This window comes from Fibrobacter sp. UWB7 (assembly GCF_900142945.1).
Lineage (GTDB): Bacteria > Fibrobacterota > Fibrobacteria > Fibrobacterales > Fibrobacteraceae > Fibrobacter.
Genome location: NZ_FRCO01000002.1, coordinates 149,569 through 166,310 on the forward strand (window position 1 = coordinate 149,569; position 16,742 = coordinate 166,310).

Below are 16,742 nucleotides of genomic sequence, written 5' to 3' on the forward strand. Positions count from 1 at the left end.
ATTTTTAGGGACTTTACATTTTTTGTATGTAAAAATCCCTGATAGACTCAAAAAAATCCCAAATGGTTTCCCCTCGCATGGCCAGGGTTCGAACCACTAAGCCCTTTTCTGCATGGGAAACGCCAGTTACGCCATCCATGTCCTTGCATTTTTCCCGGATGGCCATCTTCAAATTATCCAGGATTTCCTCTTTGGGACTGTATATGAACATCATTCCGTTATGGGTATAATTCTGCCAAAAACCGATTTTGGTGTAGTCAAATTTATGGGGGTCTATGAGGGTGTGGTCTGCGAAAACCAGCTTGTCACCCACGTAAAATTGGCTTTTGCTTTGGAACATGTCCATAGAAAAAAATTCACCCATGCCGGTGCGGCCACAAGTGAAAATATCGGCATAAATAAAGATGGCGGAGGGGTCGATCTGGACCTTTGCACGGCTCTGGTAATGGCTCCCGGCAAAAGGAATGGCGGGATAGGGCATGTAGCAGACTTTAGCCTCTTCGCCTACGTTTATTGTGATATTCTTGGATGCAATTTTACCGTCAGTATTAAAAACTTTCTCGTAGCTTTGGGAAAGAAAAGTGGCGTCGCTTTTTGCACCAAAATCCAGATTCAATGAGAAATGGTCGCCTCCAAGGAGTCCGGCGGAGGCGGCCATCATCATGATATCGGAATGTTTTCCGTCATGAAAAGGATGCATTACTTTGTAAGGGGACGTATAAAACGCGTCCTCAATTTCAGTAATTCCGTTTCGAAAGCAGGTCTTTATGCGGAGCGAACTTTGCATAAGAATCTAGCGGACCAAAACAGCCGTGCAAGCCAGATGACCAACCCCAAGGTTACTGCAGAAACTCCGAGGAATGCGTCGTTTACCATGTCGGCGAAGGCCGGGGTAAAGTACTCTGCACCTAACTCCGCGTATTCTGCAATGGCGTCTACAAGCCACATGAGGGATGCGCCCCAGTACATGTAGCAGAGGGTGGAATACTTCATAGTATCCTTGCCCTGCTTGGTCATGCTGCTGTACCAGAGAAGGCTAGAAACGATGGCTGCGATTACGGTAATAAGCAAGGTCATTTTACGCCTCCTCGGATTGAGTTGTGCGAGCCACTTTTGTCTTGTCTTTGGTCTTTAGGAATATTAAGGACGCCGCCCACGCCAAGGTGACCATGCACGCCATGCCCACGCCTACGGTAGACATTTCATGGAGCATCGTCTGCGTAGATTCGGGGGTCTGCGCTGCCGTAAGGAAGGGGTAGAACGGCTGGATCTCGCCATGCCAGAAATGCTCGAAAGCAAGCAGGGCGGAGCCGCCCCACAGCAGCTTGGATAAGCGGCGGGGAGCCTGCAACGGTGCCTTTTCAGGCATCTTCTTTTCCACAACCAAGGTGACGGCTGTGGTGATGAGGGCTTCTGCAAGAGGGACTGTGAAACATGCCATATGTAATTCCTTTGTAAATGGTTTTGGGGTTTAAATGCCTTCGAATAAAACGGCCTTCTTGATCCATGCGATGACCTCGTCTACGCCATCCATGCTCATCAGGTTTGTGAATAAAAACTTGCGGCCTTCACGCATGCGCTCCGAATCTCGGGCCATGACTTCTAGGCTTGCGCCAACCAGCGGGGCCAAGTCCGTCTTATTGATCACAAGCAAGTCGGAACGCATAACGCCGGGGCCTCCCTTGCGGGGGATTTTTTCGCCTTGGGCCACGTCTATCACATAGATGCTCGCGTCTGCCAAGTCGGGGCTGAATGTTGCGGACAAGTTATCGCCACCGCTTTCGATAAAAATGATCTGTACATCAGGGAACCTGCGGGCCATTTCATCCACAGCCTCCAGGTTCATGGAACAGTCTTCGCGAATGGCGGTATGGGGGCATCCGCCGGTTTCTACGCCTACGATTCGTTCGGCGGGCAGTGCCGAATTCTTGATCAAGAATTCGGCGTCTTCCTTGGTGTAAATATCGTTGGTGACCACGCAAATGCTGTATTCCTTGTTCATTTTTCGAGTAAGTCTTTCGATTAAAGCGGTCTTTCCGGAGCCTACGGGGCCTCCAACGCCAATTTTTACGTAACTCATAAATTCCTTTAACTCATGTAAAGTCGTGAATAAAGTTCTTCGTGTTTCATACTTGCAATATCTATGCCAACGCCACCGACCCCAAAATCGTCCATTTGGAGCGTTGCGGCTTGATGAACCGCCAGGAGGATTTTCTTTTGGCTTAGACTGAGTATTTTTTGCCCCACCATCTGGCTCAGGGGAATCATTTTGACCCCGTTGGTCACGACGGCGTTCAGAAGGCTATAGGTGTAGATGCTGGCCGCCTCGTCCTTGTCGAGGCCGATATCACTAGCAAAAAGGCCAACGGCAATGGCGTGGTTTCCGATGCAGGAACTTGAGATATTTTGGGAGGGGTCCCCAAGAACAGAGCAACGGTAATTATCGAGGGCCGGGTAGTTGCGATCCGTGGCGCCCTCAAATTCCTTGTAGATTTTAAGGAACCGGCTGCAAAGTTTCTTGGAACCGGTGCGGACTTCTTCGGGGGCTTTTAGGGCCATGGAAAAGTGGTCCAGTTCCTTGATGAATTCCATATCGTGGGCATGGCCATAGCTCAACATCATCACGCCCAAATCGTTGTAGGGCAGGATACTCAAAAAGCTGGAAACGTATTCTTCTAGGGCGTTTCCGTCTGTGATGGTCTTGTTTGCGATCAATGTTTCAAGACCATTGGAGAGGGTAAAGGCTCCAATAGGAAACAGGCTATCGCAAATCTGAATCATCCGAAGGGTGGCAAGCATAATTAATGTTCGTGGTGATGGCCTTCGGTGTCGTGATGGTGCTCGTGAGAATGATCGTGGTTGTGCTCATGGGAGTGGCTCTGAGTTGCTCCGTGAGCCTTGCACACGATGTAGTCGGCAAAGACATCTTCTACAATTCGAGGATAAAAACCGAGGCGGATGAGGTATTCGAAGGTGGGGGCATCGAAGGGGATGGTGATGCCATCGCTTGCGATTTGCAGGGACAAATGGCGGTTGCCCAATTCAAATCCCAAACGGCCCATTTCTTCCATTGTTTTGACGGGAATGCGAACCAGTTTGGATTTTTTGATTCGGACGGCGTAGATTTTATCTGCCGTGACTGCAAGGACATCGCCATCAGAAAGATTTTCGTCAATCTGGATGCCAACTTCTGTGCCGTCATCGGCTATTTTCAAAATGCGATGTCTGTCCGTTTCGAACCATTCAAAGGGAATGTCAACGACAACCTTTGAGGTCGTTTCGGAACTTTTGTGAAGGTTTCCAAGAATTTTATCAGCGATCATTTAGGACTCTTTGTGGGTTGTTTTAGAAGAGAAAGTATCTTCTGGCGAGGGAGAGCTCTGTGGCAGCCTCGCAGGTAATTTTTTCACCGTCCACCTTGACGGTATAAGTTTCTGGATCGACTTCCAGTTTTGCAATTCGATCGTTGTGGACCATGTCCTTTTTCCCGATGTTGCGGCAATTGCTTACGGGAAGAACCGTTCTGGAAAGTCCTAATTCTTCCTTGATGCCGTGAGTAAAGGCGTATTCCGAAACGAAGGTAATGCAGGTCTTCGCCAAGGCTTTTCCATGGGCGCCGAACATGTCGGTATACACCACAGGTTCCGGGGTGGGAATGCTGGCATTGGCGTCGCCCATTTTAGAAGCGCAGATAAAGCCGGACTTCAAAATCATTTCGGGCTTTGCTCCGAACATGTCAGGCCGCCACAAAACTAAGTCTGCAATCTTACCCACTTCAACGGAACCTACATACTTGGAAATTCCGTGGGTGATGGCGGGGTTGATGGTGTACTTGGCTACATAACGCTTCACGCGGTTGTTGTCGTTACGCGGCGTGTCTGTTTCCAAAGTGCCACGTTGCTTTTTCATCTTGTCTGCCGTTTGCCAAGTGCGGGTGATGACTTCGCCTACGCGGCCCATGGCCTGGGAGTCAGAACTCATCATGGAGAAAATGCCCATGTCGTGAAGAACGTCTTCGGCGGCAATGGTTTCCGGGCGAATTCTGGAGTCGGCGAAAGCCACATCTTCCTTGTTGTTCTTGTCAAGATGATGGCATACCATCAGCATATCCAGATGCTCGTCAATGGTATTCTTCGTGAAAGGCATGGTGGGATTTGTAGAAGAAGGCAGGACATTAGGGAAGGCCGCTGCGCGAATGATGTCGGGCGCGTGTCCACCGCCCGCGCCTTCTGTATGGTAGGTGTGGATGGTTCGCCCCTTAAAGGCCGAAATGGTATCTTCTACGAAGCCGCCTTCATTTAAGGTGTCTGTATGAATCGAAACTTGAACGTCGAATTCGTCTGCGACACCGAGGCAGGTGTCGATTGCCTTGGGAGTGGAACCCCAGTCTTCATGAAGCTTGAGGCCTGCGGCCCCTGCGCGAATTTGTTCGCGTAAAGGTTCCGGATTGGATCCGTTTCCTTTTCCGAGGAAAGCCAAATTGACGGGTAAGTCTTCTGCAGCTTCCAGCATTCTGTGAATGTTGAACGCGCCCGGCGTACAAGTAGTGGCGTTGGTGCCGTCGGCAGGGCCTGTACCGCCCCCAACCATGGTGGTGACGCCGCTATAAAGGGCCGTGCGAACTTGCGTGGGCGAAATAAAATGAATGTGGGTATCGATGCCGCCGGCAGTCAAAATCAGGCCTTCACCGGCAATGGCTTCGGTAGAGGCTCCGATGATCATGCCGGGAGTGACACCGTCCATCATGTGAGGGTTGCCGGCTTTACCGATGCCTGCAATCAGGCCGTCCTTAATGCCAATATCGGCCTTGAAAATTCCAGTGGAGTCAATCACGAGAGCGCTTGTAATCACGGAGTCCAAGCATTCTTCGTCCTTAAAGGGGACGGCCTGGCCCATGCCATCGCGAAGGGACTTGCCACCGCCGAATTTCGCCTCGTCGCCATAGACGCAGTAATCTTTTTCCACTTCCACGATAAGGGAGGTATCCGCAAGACGGACGCGGTCGCCAACAGTGGGGCCGTACATCTGAGCGTAATCTTTTCTAGAAATCTTGTACATAAATTCCCGCCTTTATACACCTGCGAATTTTTCTGCAGAAGCTTTGTCTAATGCTGCGGATTTAATCTTTTCGTCGTCCATCAAGCCTTCTACCAAGCCATTCAAGCCGTGGCCTTCGCGAGAGCCGCCGATTTCCACCAGGTTCACCGTCTTTGTTTCGCCAGGTTCAAAGCGAACGGCGGTGCCTGCGGGAATATCCAGACGCATGCCGTAGGCGGCTGCGCGATTGAAATCCAATTTCTTGTTGACTTCGAAGAAATGGAAGTGGGAACCCACCTGAACAGGGCGATCCGCGGTATTGGTGACGTCCAAAACGATGGATTTCTTGCCGGCGTTCAATTCGATGAACCCGTCTTCCACAAGGACTTCGCCAGGAATGATTTTTCCGGTGGTGGGAATGGGATCGTGGACGGTGACAAGCTTGGTGCCATCGGGGAATGTGGCTTCCAGCTGGACTTCGTGAATCATTTCTGCAACGCCATCAAGAACCTGATCTGCGGAGAGCATCTTGCGGCTTTCCGACATCAAGTCTGCAACAGATTTGCCGTCGCGAGCCAGTTCCAGTAATTTGCTGGAAATGTAGGCGACAGCCTCGGGGTAGTTCAGCTTCAAACCCCGCTGCAACCTTTCGCTTGCAACGATTCCTGCGTAATGCAGCATCAACTTTTCTGTTTCTCTTGGAGTTAAATGCATAATTAATCCGTCATCAGTTTTTGGACTTCAGCCTTTTCGCAAAGGGAAGTTTCCTTGTGGAAAATGATGTTGCCTTTTTCCATAATGTTGATGTAGTGGCTGTTTTCCATGACAAAATCCAAGTACTGTTCCACCAGCAATACGGTAATGCCCTTCCATTCGTTAATCTTGCGAATGGCTCGGCCGATGTCGTTAATGATGGAAGGCTGGATTCCTTCGGTGGGCTCGTCCAAAATCAGGATTTTAGGATCCTGCACCAAGGCTCGGGCGATGGCAAGTTGCTGCTGCTGGCCTCCGGAAAGGTCTCCGCCTCTGCGCATGGCGAACTTAGGGAGAATAGGGAACAAATCGTACAAGTATTCGGGAATCTTTTTCCTGCCTACTTTCTCGCCTCGGCCAAGTATAGGTTGCACGCCCAACTCTAGGTTTTCAAGAACCGTCATCTGCGGGAAAATATCGCGACCCTGGGGAACATAGCCGATGCCGCGGCGAACGCGTTCGTACGCCGGCAAACCGGCAATTTCCTTGCCGTCAAAGAGGAGGGAAGTTTCGGGACCGGTCTTGACCAAGCCCATAATGCTTTTTAAAGTAGTGCTTTTGCCAACGCCGTTACGGCCGATAAGGCTGACAATCTTTCCCTTGGGAAAATCCAGAGAGAGGCCTTCGATGACCTTACTTTCGCCGTAATAAGAATCCATGTTTTTCAAGTAAAGCATAAAAATCTCCTATTCGCCACCGCGACCCAAGTAAACCTTTTGTACGGTGGGGTCGGCCAGCACTTCTATCACACCGCCTTCCATCAGAATTTTCCCTTCGTGAAGAACGGTGACCTTGTCTGCAATCTGCTTGACAAAGTCCATATCGTGTTCAATAACGATAACGGTGCATTCCTTCTTGATTTCTTTCAGGATTTCACCGGTCTTGAAAGTCTCGGGTTTGCCCATGCCTGCGGCGGGCTCGTCCAACATAATGACTTCCGGCTTTTGCACCAGTTGCATAGCGATTTCAAGCCATTGTTTTTCGCCATGTGCTAAGGAACCGGCACGCCAATTACGCTTGTCGGCAAGACCAACCTTCTGCAAGGTTTCCTCGATGTGGTCCATTTCTTCTTTATAGGGCTTGCGAAGAATGGTGTCCACAATTCTCTTGCCTTTTTTCAGAGAGAGAACCATGTTCTCTTCCACAGTCAGGTTGATGAACACAGAAGGCACCTGGAATTTTCTGCCAATTCCAAGCCAGACAATCTTGTATTCCTTCATACCCGTCAAGATCACGGGATCCTTGTACATCGGGTGGAAAATCACGCTGCCGCTGGTGGGCTTTGTCTTGGAACAGATAATATCCAGCAAAGTGGTTTTGCCTGCGCCGTTAGGACCAATAAAGAAATGAATGTCATTTCTCTTAACCTTGGTATGAACGTCGGTCAAGGCGTAAAAGCCATCAAAGCAGACAGAGATATGGTCGATTTCAAGAACATAGGGAGAAAGCTGTTTGACTGGTTCAACTTTTTCGATCTTTGCATGCAGTTCTTCTTTCGAAACGATTTCGTAGGACATAATCTACCTTAAGCCTTCACCTTGCCGGTGCGAATTTTTTCAATAATCCTGGGAGCCGTATCTTGAACAAGTCCGACAATGCCGCCTTTAAAGAACAGAATGGTGACGCAAAACAGAATGCCGATAATGTACTGCCAAACTTCTACGGTACTGCCGGAGCTCAAGTTGTATTCGCAGATGTTGATGAAGAATGCTCCAATCACTGCGCCGATAATGGTTCCGCGGCCGCCGATGGCCACCCAGATTACCATGCCGATGGAATAGGTGATAGTCATCTGGGAAGGAGTGATACATCCGTTGAAGTTCACGAAAATAGCACCTGCAACGCCCGCAAAGGCTGCAGAAAGAACGTAGATGAAGGTCTTGTAGCGGCTTACGGGATAACCGGAGAAATAAGTTCTGTTTTCACCGTCGCGAATAGCGATCAAAACCTTGCCGAATTTACGTTCCACCAAGAATTTGGAAAGAGCATAAATTGCAACTAATGCAATAATAGCGACGTAAAACAGCAGGAACATGTTTCCTTGGTTTGCGCTGCCCTTGATGCTACCGAAAATGGACTTGATTTCGGTGATGCCCACGTTACCGTTGGTGTAGGGGGACATAGCGATGAACAAGGAGCATGCCGCCCAGGTCAGCGCCTGGGAAATAATGGAAAAATAAACGCCCTTCACGCGGTTCTTGAAAATGAAGTACCCCACGATCCATGCAACAACTGCAGGGGTGATAACGACAAAGAGCAAGCTACCCGGAGAAAGGGTGAAAAACTCCCAGACAAAAGGCAATTCGGTTAAACCGCCGATGTGCATAAAGTCTGTGATTTGCCCGCCGGTTGCCTGCATTTTCAGGTACATGGCCATGGCATATCCGCCCAAGGCAAAATACAAGCCGTGACCAAGGCTCAAAATTCCAGTATAGCCCCAGATCAAATCGATACCGATGGCGACGATGGCAAAGCTAATGCACTTGCCGAGGAACAAAATGGTGGAACTGCTGCTGACCACGCCCAGCATCAGGAGCACAGGCATCATGGCCAGAATAAAAACGATAATCCCAAAAGTAACGTTGGACCCGTGTCTTTCGAATAGTTTTAAAGCTTTCATGGTTGTTCCTAAAATCCTTCGTTAAACTCTTAATCCAAATTTCTGCTCTTGATAACGAACAGGCCTTGGGGTCTCTTTTGCAAGAACACAATGACAATGAGAAGTACTACAGCCTTTGCAATAGTGGAGGAGGTGTAGTTTTCAGTAAAGATGGAGCTGATGCCGATAATGCTCGAACCGATGACAGTGCCTGCCAAGTTGCCAACGCCCCCAAGCACTACAGCCATAAAGGAGTTGACGATGTAGCTTTGGCCAACGGTGGAGTCGATGGAACCCAAGAGGGCTACGGAGCAGCCTGCAATGCCAGCGAATCCGGAACCCATGGCGAAGGTGATGTTGTCCACCTTGCGGGAGTTGATGCCCATGCATTGAGCCATGGGACGGTTCTGCATCACAGCGCGCATCTGGCAGCCGAAATTAGACTTGTACATGACGAGCCAAACAGCGCCCATGCAAAGGGCCACCAGCAGGATAATGAAAATTCTGTTGTAAGAGAAAGTGCATTCTCCAAGAGTGATGCCGCCGCTGAGGAAGGCGGGGGCGGTAACGTTTACGCCTTGCGAACCAAAGATGGAACGGGCTCCCTGTTGCAAAATCAGGCTAATGCCCCATGTGGCCAAAAGGCTGTCGATTTCACGACCATAAAGTCTGGAAATCACAAATTTTTCTAGGAGGCTTCCTAGGCCGAATGCAACGCCAAATGCAGCTGCAATGGCTACGAAGTAGTAAAGACCGCCGATTGCTTCGGGCAGGAAATTCGAGAAAAGTTGTTGAACCACAAAAGTCGTGTAGGCGCCGATCATGACGAATTCGCCATGGGCCATGTTAATGACGCGCATTACGCCAAAGGTAATGGCAAGGCCTAAGGAGGTCAGCAAAATAATGGAGCTGAGGCTTAAACCGTTAAAAAGGATGTTGATGGTTTGTTCCAAGGTTCCCTCGGTCCGAATGCGGTTAAAAAGTTGAAGTTTTGTTTGACTTAAAAAGGGTGCGGGCCCTAAGGCCCGCTGTTGCAAGGATGCAGGCGCGAGAGCCTGCGGTTTTATTTGAGGATTTACAAAATGAGATTTAGTTCAGCGGCTGGAGACCGGCCTTTACAGCCCAATCGTAGGTAGTCAGATACGGATCCGGGGCCACGGGGCCAGCGGTAGCAAATACTTCCTTGATCAAGCCGTCGTCGGTAACTTCACCCACGCGGACCGGCTTGGAGAGATGCTGAGACTTGCCGTCAACAGTCACGACGCCTTCCGGGGCCTTGAAGGAAATTGCGCCAGACTTGAGTGCGGTAAGGATTGCGCCCACATCGAAGCTCTTGGCGACCTTCACAGCTTCAGCCCACAGATAAACTGCATCGTATGCGGCTTCAGCCGGGTCAGATGTTACGCGCTTCTCGCCGAACTTTGCCTTGTAAGCGGCAACGAAGGCTTCGTTTTCAGGAGTAGAAGTCGTCTGGTAGTAGTTCCACGAAACCAGGTGCCCCTTGAGAATGGCGGGACCGATGGTTGCAACTTCTTCTTCAGCAATGGAGAAGGACATGGTCATGTATTCCTTGCTGGAGTAGTTCTTTTCGGACATCTGCTTGAAGAAGGAAACGTTGCCGGTACCGTTCAAGGTGTTCACGATAACATCGGGCTTTGCGGCTTCGATCTTTGCGATGATGGCTGCGAAATCGGTCTGGTCCATATCGGCGTATTCTTCGCCCACCACGGCAATGCCTGCAGCCTTAGCCTGAGCGTTGATGATCATGTTTGCGGTGCGGGGGAACACGTAGTCGGAGCCCAAAAGGAACAGCTTCTTGTAACCCTTGGAAATCAGGTACTCGATAGCCGGGACGATTTGCTGGTTAGGAGCGGCCCCCGTATAGACAATGTTGGGGGACATTTCCATGCCTTCGTATTGCACCGGATACCAGAGCAGAGACTTGTATTCTTCGAAGATGGGCTTTACAGCCTTACGGGAAGAAGATGTCCAGCAGCCGAATACGGTAGCAACCTTTTCGATGTCGATCAGCTTTTCAGCCTTGGTGGCGAAAGTGGAAGGCTCAGAAGCGCCATCTTCTTCAACAAAAACAATCTGTTTGCCAAGAACGCCACCGGCCTTGTTAATCTGTTCGATAGCCAAGACTTCTGCATCGCGGACGGCCTTTTCGCTAATGGCCATGGGGCCGGTGAGGGAGTGGAGCAAGCCCACCTTGACGGTTGCGCTTTCCTTGCTTTCTTCGCAGCCCATGAGGCCGAAAGCCCCCAGGACCAAAGCGCCAGCAGCAAGAGTGGATAAGAACTTACGAGTAATGTTCATGAGGAATTCTCCTTAATGGTTTCGCCTGTGTAGATGCAAAAGCCGTGCCAATCGTCGGAAAATTCCAGTTTGCCTATATAAAGTGCGCAAGAATTGAGAAAATTTGCAAATCCTGTAAAAAGTACGTTTTGTGTAAGAATCTTGTAGTCACGTTTTCTGCATGGCTTTACATTTCTTGTCCGCAAAACAAACGTTTAGGAACAAAAAATGGCGAAAATGACTTGTTTAGGCCGTTTATTTTGCATGGATCGATTATCGCTTAGTGCCTTGTGTCCAAACAATTCCGCTTTTTTATGCATTTCGTTCAAGTTGGCACGATTGTTGCTAAACCCTTGCAGAAACAATTAAACAAGAACGATTATGAACACTGCTGAAGTTTTGATCAAGTCCTTAGAAAGTGAAGGCGTCAAGTACATTTTTGGAATCCCTGGTGAAGAAACTCTCGAACTGATGGAAGCGATTAAAAAGTCGTCCATCAAGTTCATTACGGTGCGTCACGAACAGGGCGCAGCTTTCATGGCTGATGTCTATGGGCGTTTGACGGGGAAGGCGGGCGTCTGCCTTTCGACCCTTGGCCCTGGCGCTACAAACCTTGTTACGGGTGTTGCCGATGCAAACTCCGATGGCGCTCCGCTGATTGCGATTACGGGTCAGGTGGGTACAGAGCGTATGCACTTGACGAGCCATCAATATTTGGACTTGGTGAACATGTTTACGCCGATTACCAAGCGCAGTAAGCAGGTCGTTCGCCCGGATACGGTGAATGAAATTGTCCGTATTGCATTCAAGTACGCCGAAATGGAAAAGCCCGGTGCATGCCACATCGACTTGCCATGCAATATTGCCGCTATGGAAGTCGAAGGCGAAGTCGCTCAAACTCCGCTGAAGCACCATCGCGAAAACACTGTGTACGCAAGCACCGATGCGATTCTCGCGGCGGGCGGGGTCTTTGCAAATGCAAAGCGCCCGGTGGTTCTTGTGGGGCATTCCGCTGTGCGTAACCACGCTTCCGAGGCTTTGCGTGCATTTGTGTCTTCGTCCAAGATTCCTGTGGTCTGCACCATGATGGCAAAGGGGGTAATCCCGACTTGCGAAAAGTATTTTATGGGCTGCATCGGACTACCGCAAAGGGATTATCCGAACATCGTCATGGAACAGGCAGACCTCGTGATTGCTGTGGGCTATGACGTCGTGGAATACGCGCCTGCCAAGTGGAATCCGAATGGCGACAAGATGATTATTCACATCGACGAAACGCCGAACCATGTGAACAAATTCTATCAGCCCGACGAAGAAATCATTGGTGACATCTCCGCATCTCTCGATGCGCTTTGTAGCGTTTGTCCGAACTCCTGGGAACCGGAATGGGCCATGCAAATCCGTGCGATGATGGTGGCCGAGCATTCGCGTTACGATCACGATACGAGTTTCCCGCCAACACCGCAGAAGGTGTTGCACGACATCCGCCTCGTTTTGGAAGATGAAGACATTCTGATTTCGGACGTGGGTGCGCACAAGATGTGGATTGCCCGCCAGTACAATTGCGACCATCCGAACACCTGCATCATTTCTAATGGTTTTGCGACCATGGGTATTGCGGTGCCTGGCGCGATTGCGGCAAAGCTTTTGAACCCCAAGAAAAAGGTCTTGGCGGTCACAGGTGATGGCGGCTTTATGATGAACAGCCAGGAACTTGAGACGGCTTACCGCGAACACATCCCGTTCGTGACGCTAATCTTTACCGATGGCGGCTATGGTCTCATCAAGTGGAAACAGGAAGAGCGCTATGGCGACAGCTATGCGGTCGAATTCACGAATCCAGATTACGTCAAGTACGCCGAATCCTTGCACTTGAAGGGCTATCGCATCGAACGCACCGAAGACTTGCCGAGCACCTTGCGCGAAGCCTTCCGCCAGGACGTGCCGAGCATCATCGAGTGCCCGGTGGATTACTCCGCGAACATGGAACTCTCGCAATACCTGAAGAATTTGAAAATATAGGAGAACGACATGGGATACATCAATAGCCTGTTCACAGGGCAAACGGATTCATTCGGTGTAGCCGTATCCGAATCCTCACATTTTCTTTCCATTGACAGCATCTCGGGGCATCCTGCCGTTTATCGCCATCTGAAACCCTGCGGCAATGTCGATGAACATAAACAGCAGAAAAAGAACTTATAAAAAAGACTCCTCCTCCATCCAACAATCAAAGAACCGCCGGTAGCAATACCGACGGCTCTTTTCATTTCTTTTGTTTCGCGACTCTCGCGGAAGCAGTCATTCCGGCCTCCGAGCGGGAATCACCTTTTACTTTTTCTCGTTACCCTTAGGCATCTGCACGGAGATGTGGATGTCCTGCAACTGCTGGAGGTCCACTTCACTCGGGCACTGGTCCATCGGGCTAGAAGCGCTCGTGTTCTTCGGGAATGCGATGTAGTCACGGATAGATTCTTCACCTTCCATCGTAGCAACAACGCGGTCGAGACCGAAGGCGAGACCGCCGTGCGGAGGAGCACCGTACTTGAATGCATCGACGAAGAAGCCGAACTTGGTCTTCACCTGTTCTTCGGAGAGACCCAACAGGCGGAACACCTTTTCCTGAACTTCCGGGTTGTGAATACGGATAGAACCACCGCCGATTTCCACACCGTTAAGAACAAGGTCATAAGCTTCAGCGTTGCAATCCTTGAGGTTGCCGCTGAGCATCATGTCCAAATGTTCCGGAAGCGGGTTCGTGAACGGGTGGTGCATAGCCATGTAGCGGCCTTCCGTGTCGCTGTATTCGAACATCGGGAATTCGGTAATCCACACAAATTCACGCTTCTTCGGATCGCGGAGACCCTTGATACGGGCAACTTCCAAGCGGAGCTGACCCATAGCCGTAGCAGCAATCTTTTCCGGACCGGCGATGAAGAACATCATGTCGCCGCACTTAGCGCCAACAGCGTCGCGGAGTTCGTTAAGTTGTTCGGTCGTGAAGAACTTGCCGACCTGAGTTTCAACTTCGTCATTTTCCTTGACGCGCATCCACACGAGGCCCTTGGAACCGTACTTGGCAACGTAAGCGGTGAGTTCATCGATCTGCTTACGAGTAAAGTCAACGCAACCCTTAGCAGCGATACCGCGGATCTTGCCACCAGCGGCAACGCAGTTCTTGAACACGCCAAAGTTGGACTTTGCACCGATTTCAGACACATCGTGAATTTCGAGGTCGAAGCGGAGATCCGGCTTATCGGAACCGTACTTGAGCATAGCTTCTGCCCACTTCATACGGCGGATGTGGCGCGGCGGTTCGAAGTTCCAAACCTTGCCCAAAACTTCAGTCACGAACTTGTCGAACATTTCCATCACTTCGTCCTGGTTGACGAAGGACATTTCAACGTCGATCTGCGTGAATTCCGGCTGACGGTCAGCGCGGAGGTCTTCGTCGCGGAAGCACTTGGCAATCTGGAAGTAGCGGTCCATGCCGGCAATCATCAAGAGCTGCTTGTACTGCTGCGGAGACTGCGGGAGGGCGTAGAACTTGCCCGGGTTCACGCGGGACGGCACGAGGTAGTCACGTGCGCCTTCCGGAGTGGACTTGCAAAGGCACGGAGTTTCAATGTTTTCAAAACCGTTAGAATAGAAGAAGTCGTACACGGCCTTGAGGAAGCGGCTCTTGAGGAGGAGCTTCTTCTGGATCCACGGACGGCGGAGGTCCAAATAGCGGTACTGCAAGCGGAGGTCGTCGTTTTCCTTGCATTCTTCGTTCGGGTCGTTAATGGCCAAGGGAGAAGTGAGAGCGGCGTTCAAAATTTCGAGCTTGTCAGCCTTGACTTCGATTTCACCCGTAGCGAGCTTTTCGTTCGTGTTGCCTTCTTCACGGGCATAAACCTTACCAGTCACGTAAATAACGTATTCGTTACGGAGCTGTTCGGCAGTCTTCAAAACATCGGCATTGTAATCCGGATTGAAAACGATCTGGGTCTTGCCATACTTGTCGCGGAGGTCAACGAAAATCACACCACCATGGTCACGGCGGCGATCCACCCAACCGGCGAGTGTTACGGTCTGGCCAACATCTTCCTTGCGAAGCTGGCCGCAGTTATGTGTACGTTTCATGGTTGTATCCTTGAAGATAATTTTTCGGCGGGAAATATAGTAAAAGGAGAGTGTCGCGACAAAACATTTTTATGGGAATGGGGGAGGAATCCCCCTCGCTGCAGCCTTGGTTTCCAACCAAGGCTTTCGCTACCCCTTCGAGCGGGCTTCAGACGCCAGCCCGCAACGCCCGGCTTGAATCTAAATATCAATTACTTATGCCATTTCTTAATTCGAGAAGTGCATTCGCCTTTAGGTAATCGCATATTAATGTTCATTAAATCTTCAAGGTTTTCAGCCGCTTCCAAAGGCGATAAAATATTGTATTCAATGAAGTTGTCGAATAAGTACAGGATGCCGGAAACTTTGACATTGTCTTTTTCCGCTGCTGAACGCAACTTTCCATCACCGGTCAGTAATCTGCCTTCTACCTTTTTCGCATAATACCAAACAGAACAGTCTGCCATTGAAGCATTATTCTGGCAATTGGATTGTAGTAGAATGACTTGGCTAAAATCTTCTGCATCGAAAGAAACGACATTTAATTTCTTTGATTTGATAAATTTTTGAATAATCTTAATCTGTTCAGGTTTCGTGATTTCGTTAATCACTAAATCGGTAGTGCAAATTTCACAGGGCAGGGCAAAGAACGCTTCCAGTAAACTGACTGAAAGTAAGTCAAAAAAGATATTTGCATCACTGATGACAATACGTTCTTGAATCATACTAAAGCAAGATCCCTGCGTACTTGTTCAATATCCTGATGCAAAAGGCTTGCTGCTTTTGAAAAGGTGATAAGCTCTTTGCTTAAAGCCTTATACACCAAACGTACAAACCTCGTTGATTCTTCTTGATGATATAATGCTGATTCGATAAGAGCCTTGAATCCTTTGGCTTTATTTTTCTGGATGCAGAATGTCCGATAGCGTTGTTCTGTAATAACTCCGCATTCTTTAGCCTTGTACATAATCGCATCGCATGATATTCCGTAACCAAGCTGAATGGCTTTCAGTTCTTGATAAGAAATATCCTTGCGCGTATTGCCAAGAATACGTTTAATCTCTGATTCTGGAATCAACATTTCACTAGCAAATAAATGGCAGAAAGATTCTTCTTGTTTTGATTCTATTGAATCAGGGAAATGAAGAATGAGATGTCCTAGCTCATGAAGTGCTGTAAAGCGCTTTCTTTCGGCAGAGAATTTTTTGTTTAAGATGACTATATGGAATTTTTCGTTGACGAGCGAACTCATCCCATCGAAAGAATCTGGAGCGTCTATCTCTATAACTTTAATGCCATGATTTTCAAGCAAGTCGATGACATTGACTATGCCTCCCAAACCGAGAGCCCATTCTTTACGGACCGTCGAAGCCGCTTCCTTAACATCTTTGGCAGAAGAAACCTTTACCTGTGAAATTTGAGATTTATTTGGCGATTCTGAGCAAATTTCTTCGATGTTGATGTAGCGTTCCATTAAATCTGCGATTACTTCACGGAGGCTGTTCTCTTTTTTTTGCAGAAGAGAACTTTTTTTTCGGAATTTGACCGATTCAATTTGTACCGAAAATGGTCTAAAAAAATAATCGACGGGTTGGTTTAATGCCTTGGCGAGGGCGATGATGTTAGTACTATTCGGAGCGAGAGAGCCGTTCTCGTATTTGGATATGGTCATTTTCGAAACGATGCTACCCATGGATTCGCAAAGTTGATCCATAGACAAGCCTTGCATTATGCGTGCGTTTCTAAGTCGAGTTGAAAAAATCTTAAGGTCCGCCATAATCATCTCCCTAGTTTACGAATATACATAAATCTATATAATTTGTAAACTAAATGCAATAGCGCTAAATACTGCCGTTTCAATGAAATTTCCTATAAATCTCATAAAACGCTCTAAAATCCTTGTTTTCTGCTGATTTTCGTCACTTTCTTGATGTATATTTGCTAATAAGGT

At 49.1% G+C, this 16,742-nt stretch carries 18 protein-coding genes; 2 read left to right on the forward strand and 16 right to left on the reverse strand.

Features of this window, described 5'->3' with window-relative positions:
* Nucleotides 1-13: 13 nt before the first annotated feature.
* The 13 genes from BUC30_RS06155 to urtA form a co-directional block, all read right to left on the reverse strand.
* Complete coding sequence (locus BUC30_RS06155; RefSeq protein ID WP_083555580.1) at nucleotides 14-787, reverse strand: urease accessory protein UreD; 774 nt, start codon at nucleotides 785-787, stop codon at nucleotides 14-16.
* Nucleotides 766-1,077 carry a hypothetical protein gene (locus tag BUC30_RS06160; RefSeq protein WP_073424045.1) on the reverse strand — a complete coding sequence of 104 codons (312 nt, stop codon included), beginning with the start codon at nucleotides 1,075-1,077 and terminating at the stop codon, nucleotides 766-768. The genes BUC30_RS06155 and BUC30_RS06160 overlap by 22 nt, the downstream gene beginning before the upstream one ends.
* Before the next feature lies 1 nt (nucleotide 1,078).
* On the reverse strand, nucleotides 1,079-1,441 hold the full coding sequence (locus BUC30_RS06165) for a hypothetical protein (RefSeq protein ID WP_073424046.1): 363 nt from the start codon (nucleotides 1,439-1,441) through the stop codon (nucleotides 1,079-1,081).
* A gap of 30 nt (nucleotides 1,442-1,471) precedes the next feature.
* Nucleotides 1,472-2,080, reverse strand: coding sequence for an urease accessory protein UreG (gene ureG / locus BUC30_RS06170; protein ID WP_073424047.1), 609 nt, complete (start codon nucleotides 2,078-2,080; stop codon nucleotides 1,472-1,474).
* Nucleotides 2,081-2,088: 8 nt separating this feature from the next.
* The gene (locus tag BUC30_RS06175) at nucleotides 2,089-2,799 is read right to left on the reverse strand and encodes an urease accessory protein UreF (protein ID WP_073424048.1); all 711 of its coding nucleotides are present in this window, start codon (nucleotides 2,797-2,799) and stop codon (nucleotides 2,089-2,091) included.
* Nucleotides 2,800-2,801: 2 nt separating this feature from the next.
* The gene (locus BUC30_RS06180) at nucleotides 2,802-3,323 is read right to left on the reverse strand and encodes an urease accessory protein UreE (protein ID WP_073424049.1); all 522 of its coding nucleotides are present in this window, start codon (nucleotides 3,321-3,323) and stop codon (nucleotides 2,802-2,804) included.
* A 22-nt stretch (nucleotides 3,324-3,345) separates the two neighbouring features.
* The gene (ureC, locus tag BUC30_RS06185; protein WP_073424050.1) at nucleotides 3,346-5,058 is read right to left on the reverse strand and encodes an urease subunit alpha; all 1,713 of its coding nucleotides are present in this window, start codon (nucleotides 5,056-5,058) and stop codon (nucleotides 3,346-3,348) included.
* Between the two features lie 12 nt (nucleotides 5,059-5,070).
* Nucleotides 5,071-5,751 (reverse strand): urease subunit gamma, encoded by a 681-nt coding sequence (ureA, locus tag BUC30_RS06190; protein ID WP_073424051.1) that lies wholly within the window; start codon nucleotides 5,749-5,751, stop codon nucleotides 5,071-5,073.
* Nucleotides 5,752-5,753: 2 nt separating this feature from the next.
* Nucleotides 5,754-6,467: an urea ABC transporter ATP-binding subunit UrtE gene (gene urtE / locus BUC30_RS06195; RefSeq protein WP_073424052.1), complete on the reverse strand. Its 714-nt coding sequence runs from the start codon at nucleotides 6,465-6,467 to the stop codon at nucleotides 5,754-5,756.
* Nucleotides 6,468-6,476: 9 nt separating this feature from the next.
* The gene (gene urtD / locus BUC30_RS06200) at nucleotides 6,477-7,307 is read right to left on the reverse strand and encodes an urea ABC transporter ATP-binding protein UrtD (RefSeq protein WP_083555584.1); all 831 of its coding nucleotides are present in this window, start codon (nucleotides 7,305-7,307) and stop codon (nucleotides 6,477-6,479) included.
* Between the two features lie 8 nt (nucleotides 7,308-7,315).
* Nucleotides 7,316-8,410, reverse strand: a complete 1,095-nt coding sequence (gene urtC / locus BUC30_RS06205; RefSeq protein WP_073424053.1) for an urea ABC transporter permease subunit UrtC — start codon at nucleotides 8,408-8,410, stop codon at nucleotides 7,316-7,318.
* Between the two features lie 29 nt (nucleotides 8,411-8,439).
* The gene (urtB, locus tag BUC30_RS06210; protein WP_073424054.1) at nucleotides 8,440-9,342 is read right to left on the reverse strand and encodes an urea ABC transporter permease subunit UrtB; all 903 of its coding nucleotides are present in this window, start codon (nucleotides 9,340-9,342) and stop codon (nucleotides 8,440-8,442) included.
* A 136-nt stretch (nucleotides 9,343-9,478) separates the two neighbouring features.
* Complete coding sequence (urtA, locus tag BUC30_RS06215; RefSeq protein ID WP_073424055.1) at nucleotides 9,479-10,708, reverse strand: urea ABC transporter substrate-binding protein; 1,230 nt, start codon at nucleotides 10,706-10,708, stop codon at nucleotides 9,479-9,481.
* A gap of 360 nt (nucleotides 10,709-11,068) precedes the next feature.
* On the opposite strand from urtA, the gene BUC30_RS06220 reads away from it, so the two are divergent.
* Nucleotides 11,069-12,709, forward strand: a complete 1,641-nt coding sequence (locus BUC30_RS06220; protein WP_073424056.1) for an acetolactate synthase large subunit — start codon at nucleotides 11,069-11,071, stop codon at nucleotides 12,707-12,709.
* Nucleotides 12,710-12,718: 9 nt separating this feature from the next.
* Nucleotides 12,719-12,892 (forward strand): hypothetical protein, encoded by a 174-nt coding sequence (locus BUC30_RS16075; RefSeq protein ID WP_015732430.1) that lies wholly within the window; start codon nucleotides 12,719-12,721, stop codon nucleotides 12,890-12,892.
* Between the two features lie 126 nt (nucleotides 12,893-13,018).
* On the opposite strand, the gene aspS is transcribed toward BUC30_RS16075, so the two are convergent.
* From aspS to BUC30_RS06235, 3 genes are all read right to left on the reverse strand, one after another.
* On the reverse strand, nucleotides 13,019-14,812 hold the full coding sequence (aspS, locus tag BUC30_RS06225; RefSeq protein WP_073424057.1) for an aspartate--tRNA ligase: 1,794 nt from the start codon (nucleotides 14,810-14,812) through the stop codon (nucleotides 13,019-13,021).
* Between the two features lie 191 nt (nucleotides 14,813-15,003).
* Nucleotides 15,004-15,516 carry a PIN domain-containing protein gene (locus BUC30_RS06230; protein ID WP_073424058.1) on the reverse strand — a complete coding sequence of 171 codons (513 nt, stop codon included), beginning with the start codon at nucleotides 15,514-15,516 and terminating at the stop codon, nucleotides 15,004-15,006.
* Nucleotides 15,513-16,568: a helix-turn-helix domain-containing protein gene (locus BUC30_RS06235; protein WP_170861510.1), complete on the reverse strand. Its 1,056-nt coding sequence runs from the start codon at nucleotides 16,566-16,568 to the stop codon at nucleotides 15,513-15,515. The genes BUC30_RS06230 and BUC30_RS06235 overlap by 4 nt, the downstream gene beginning before the upstream one ends.
* Nucleotides 16,569-16,742: the final 174 nt, after the last annotated feature.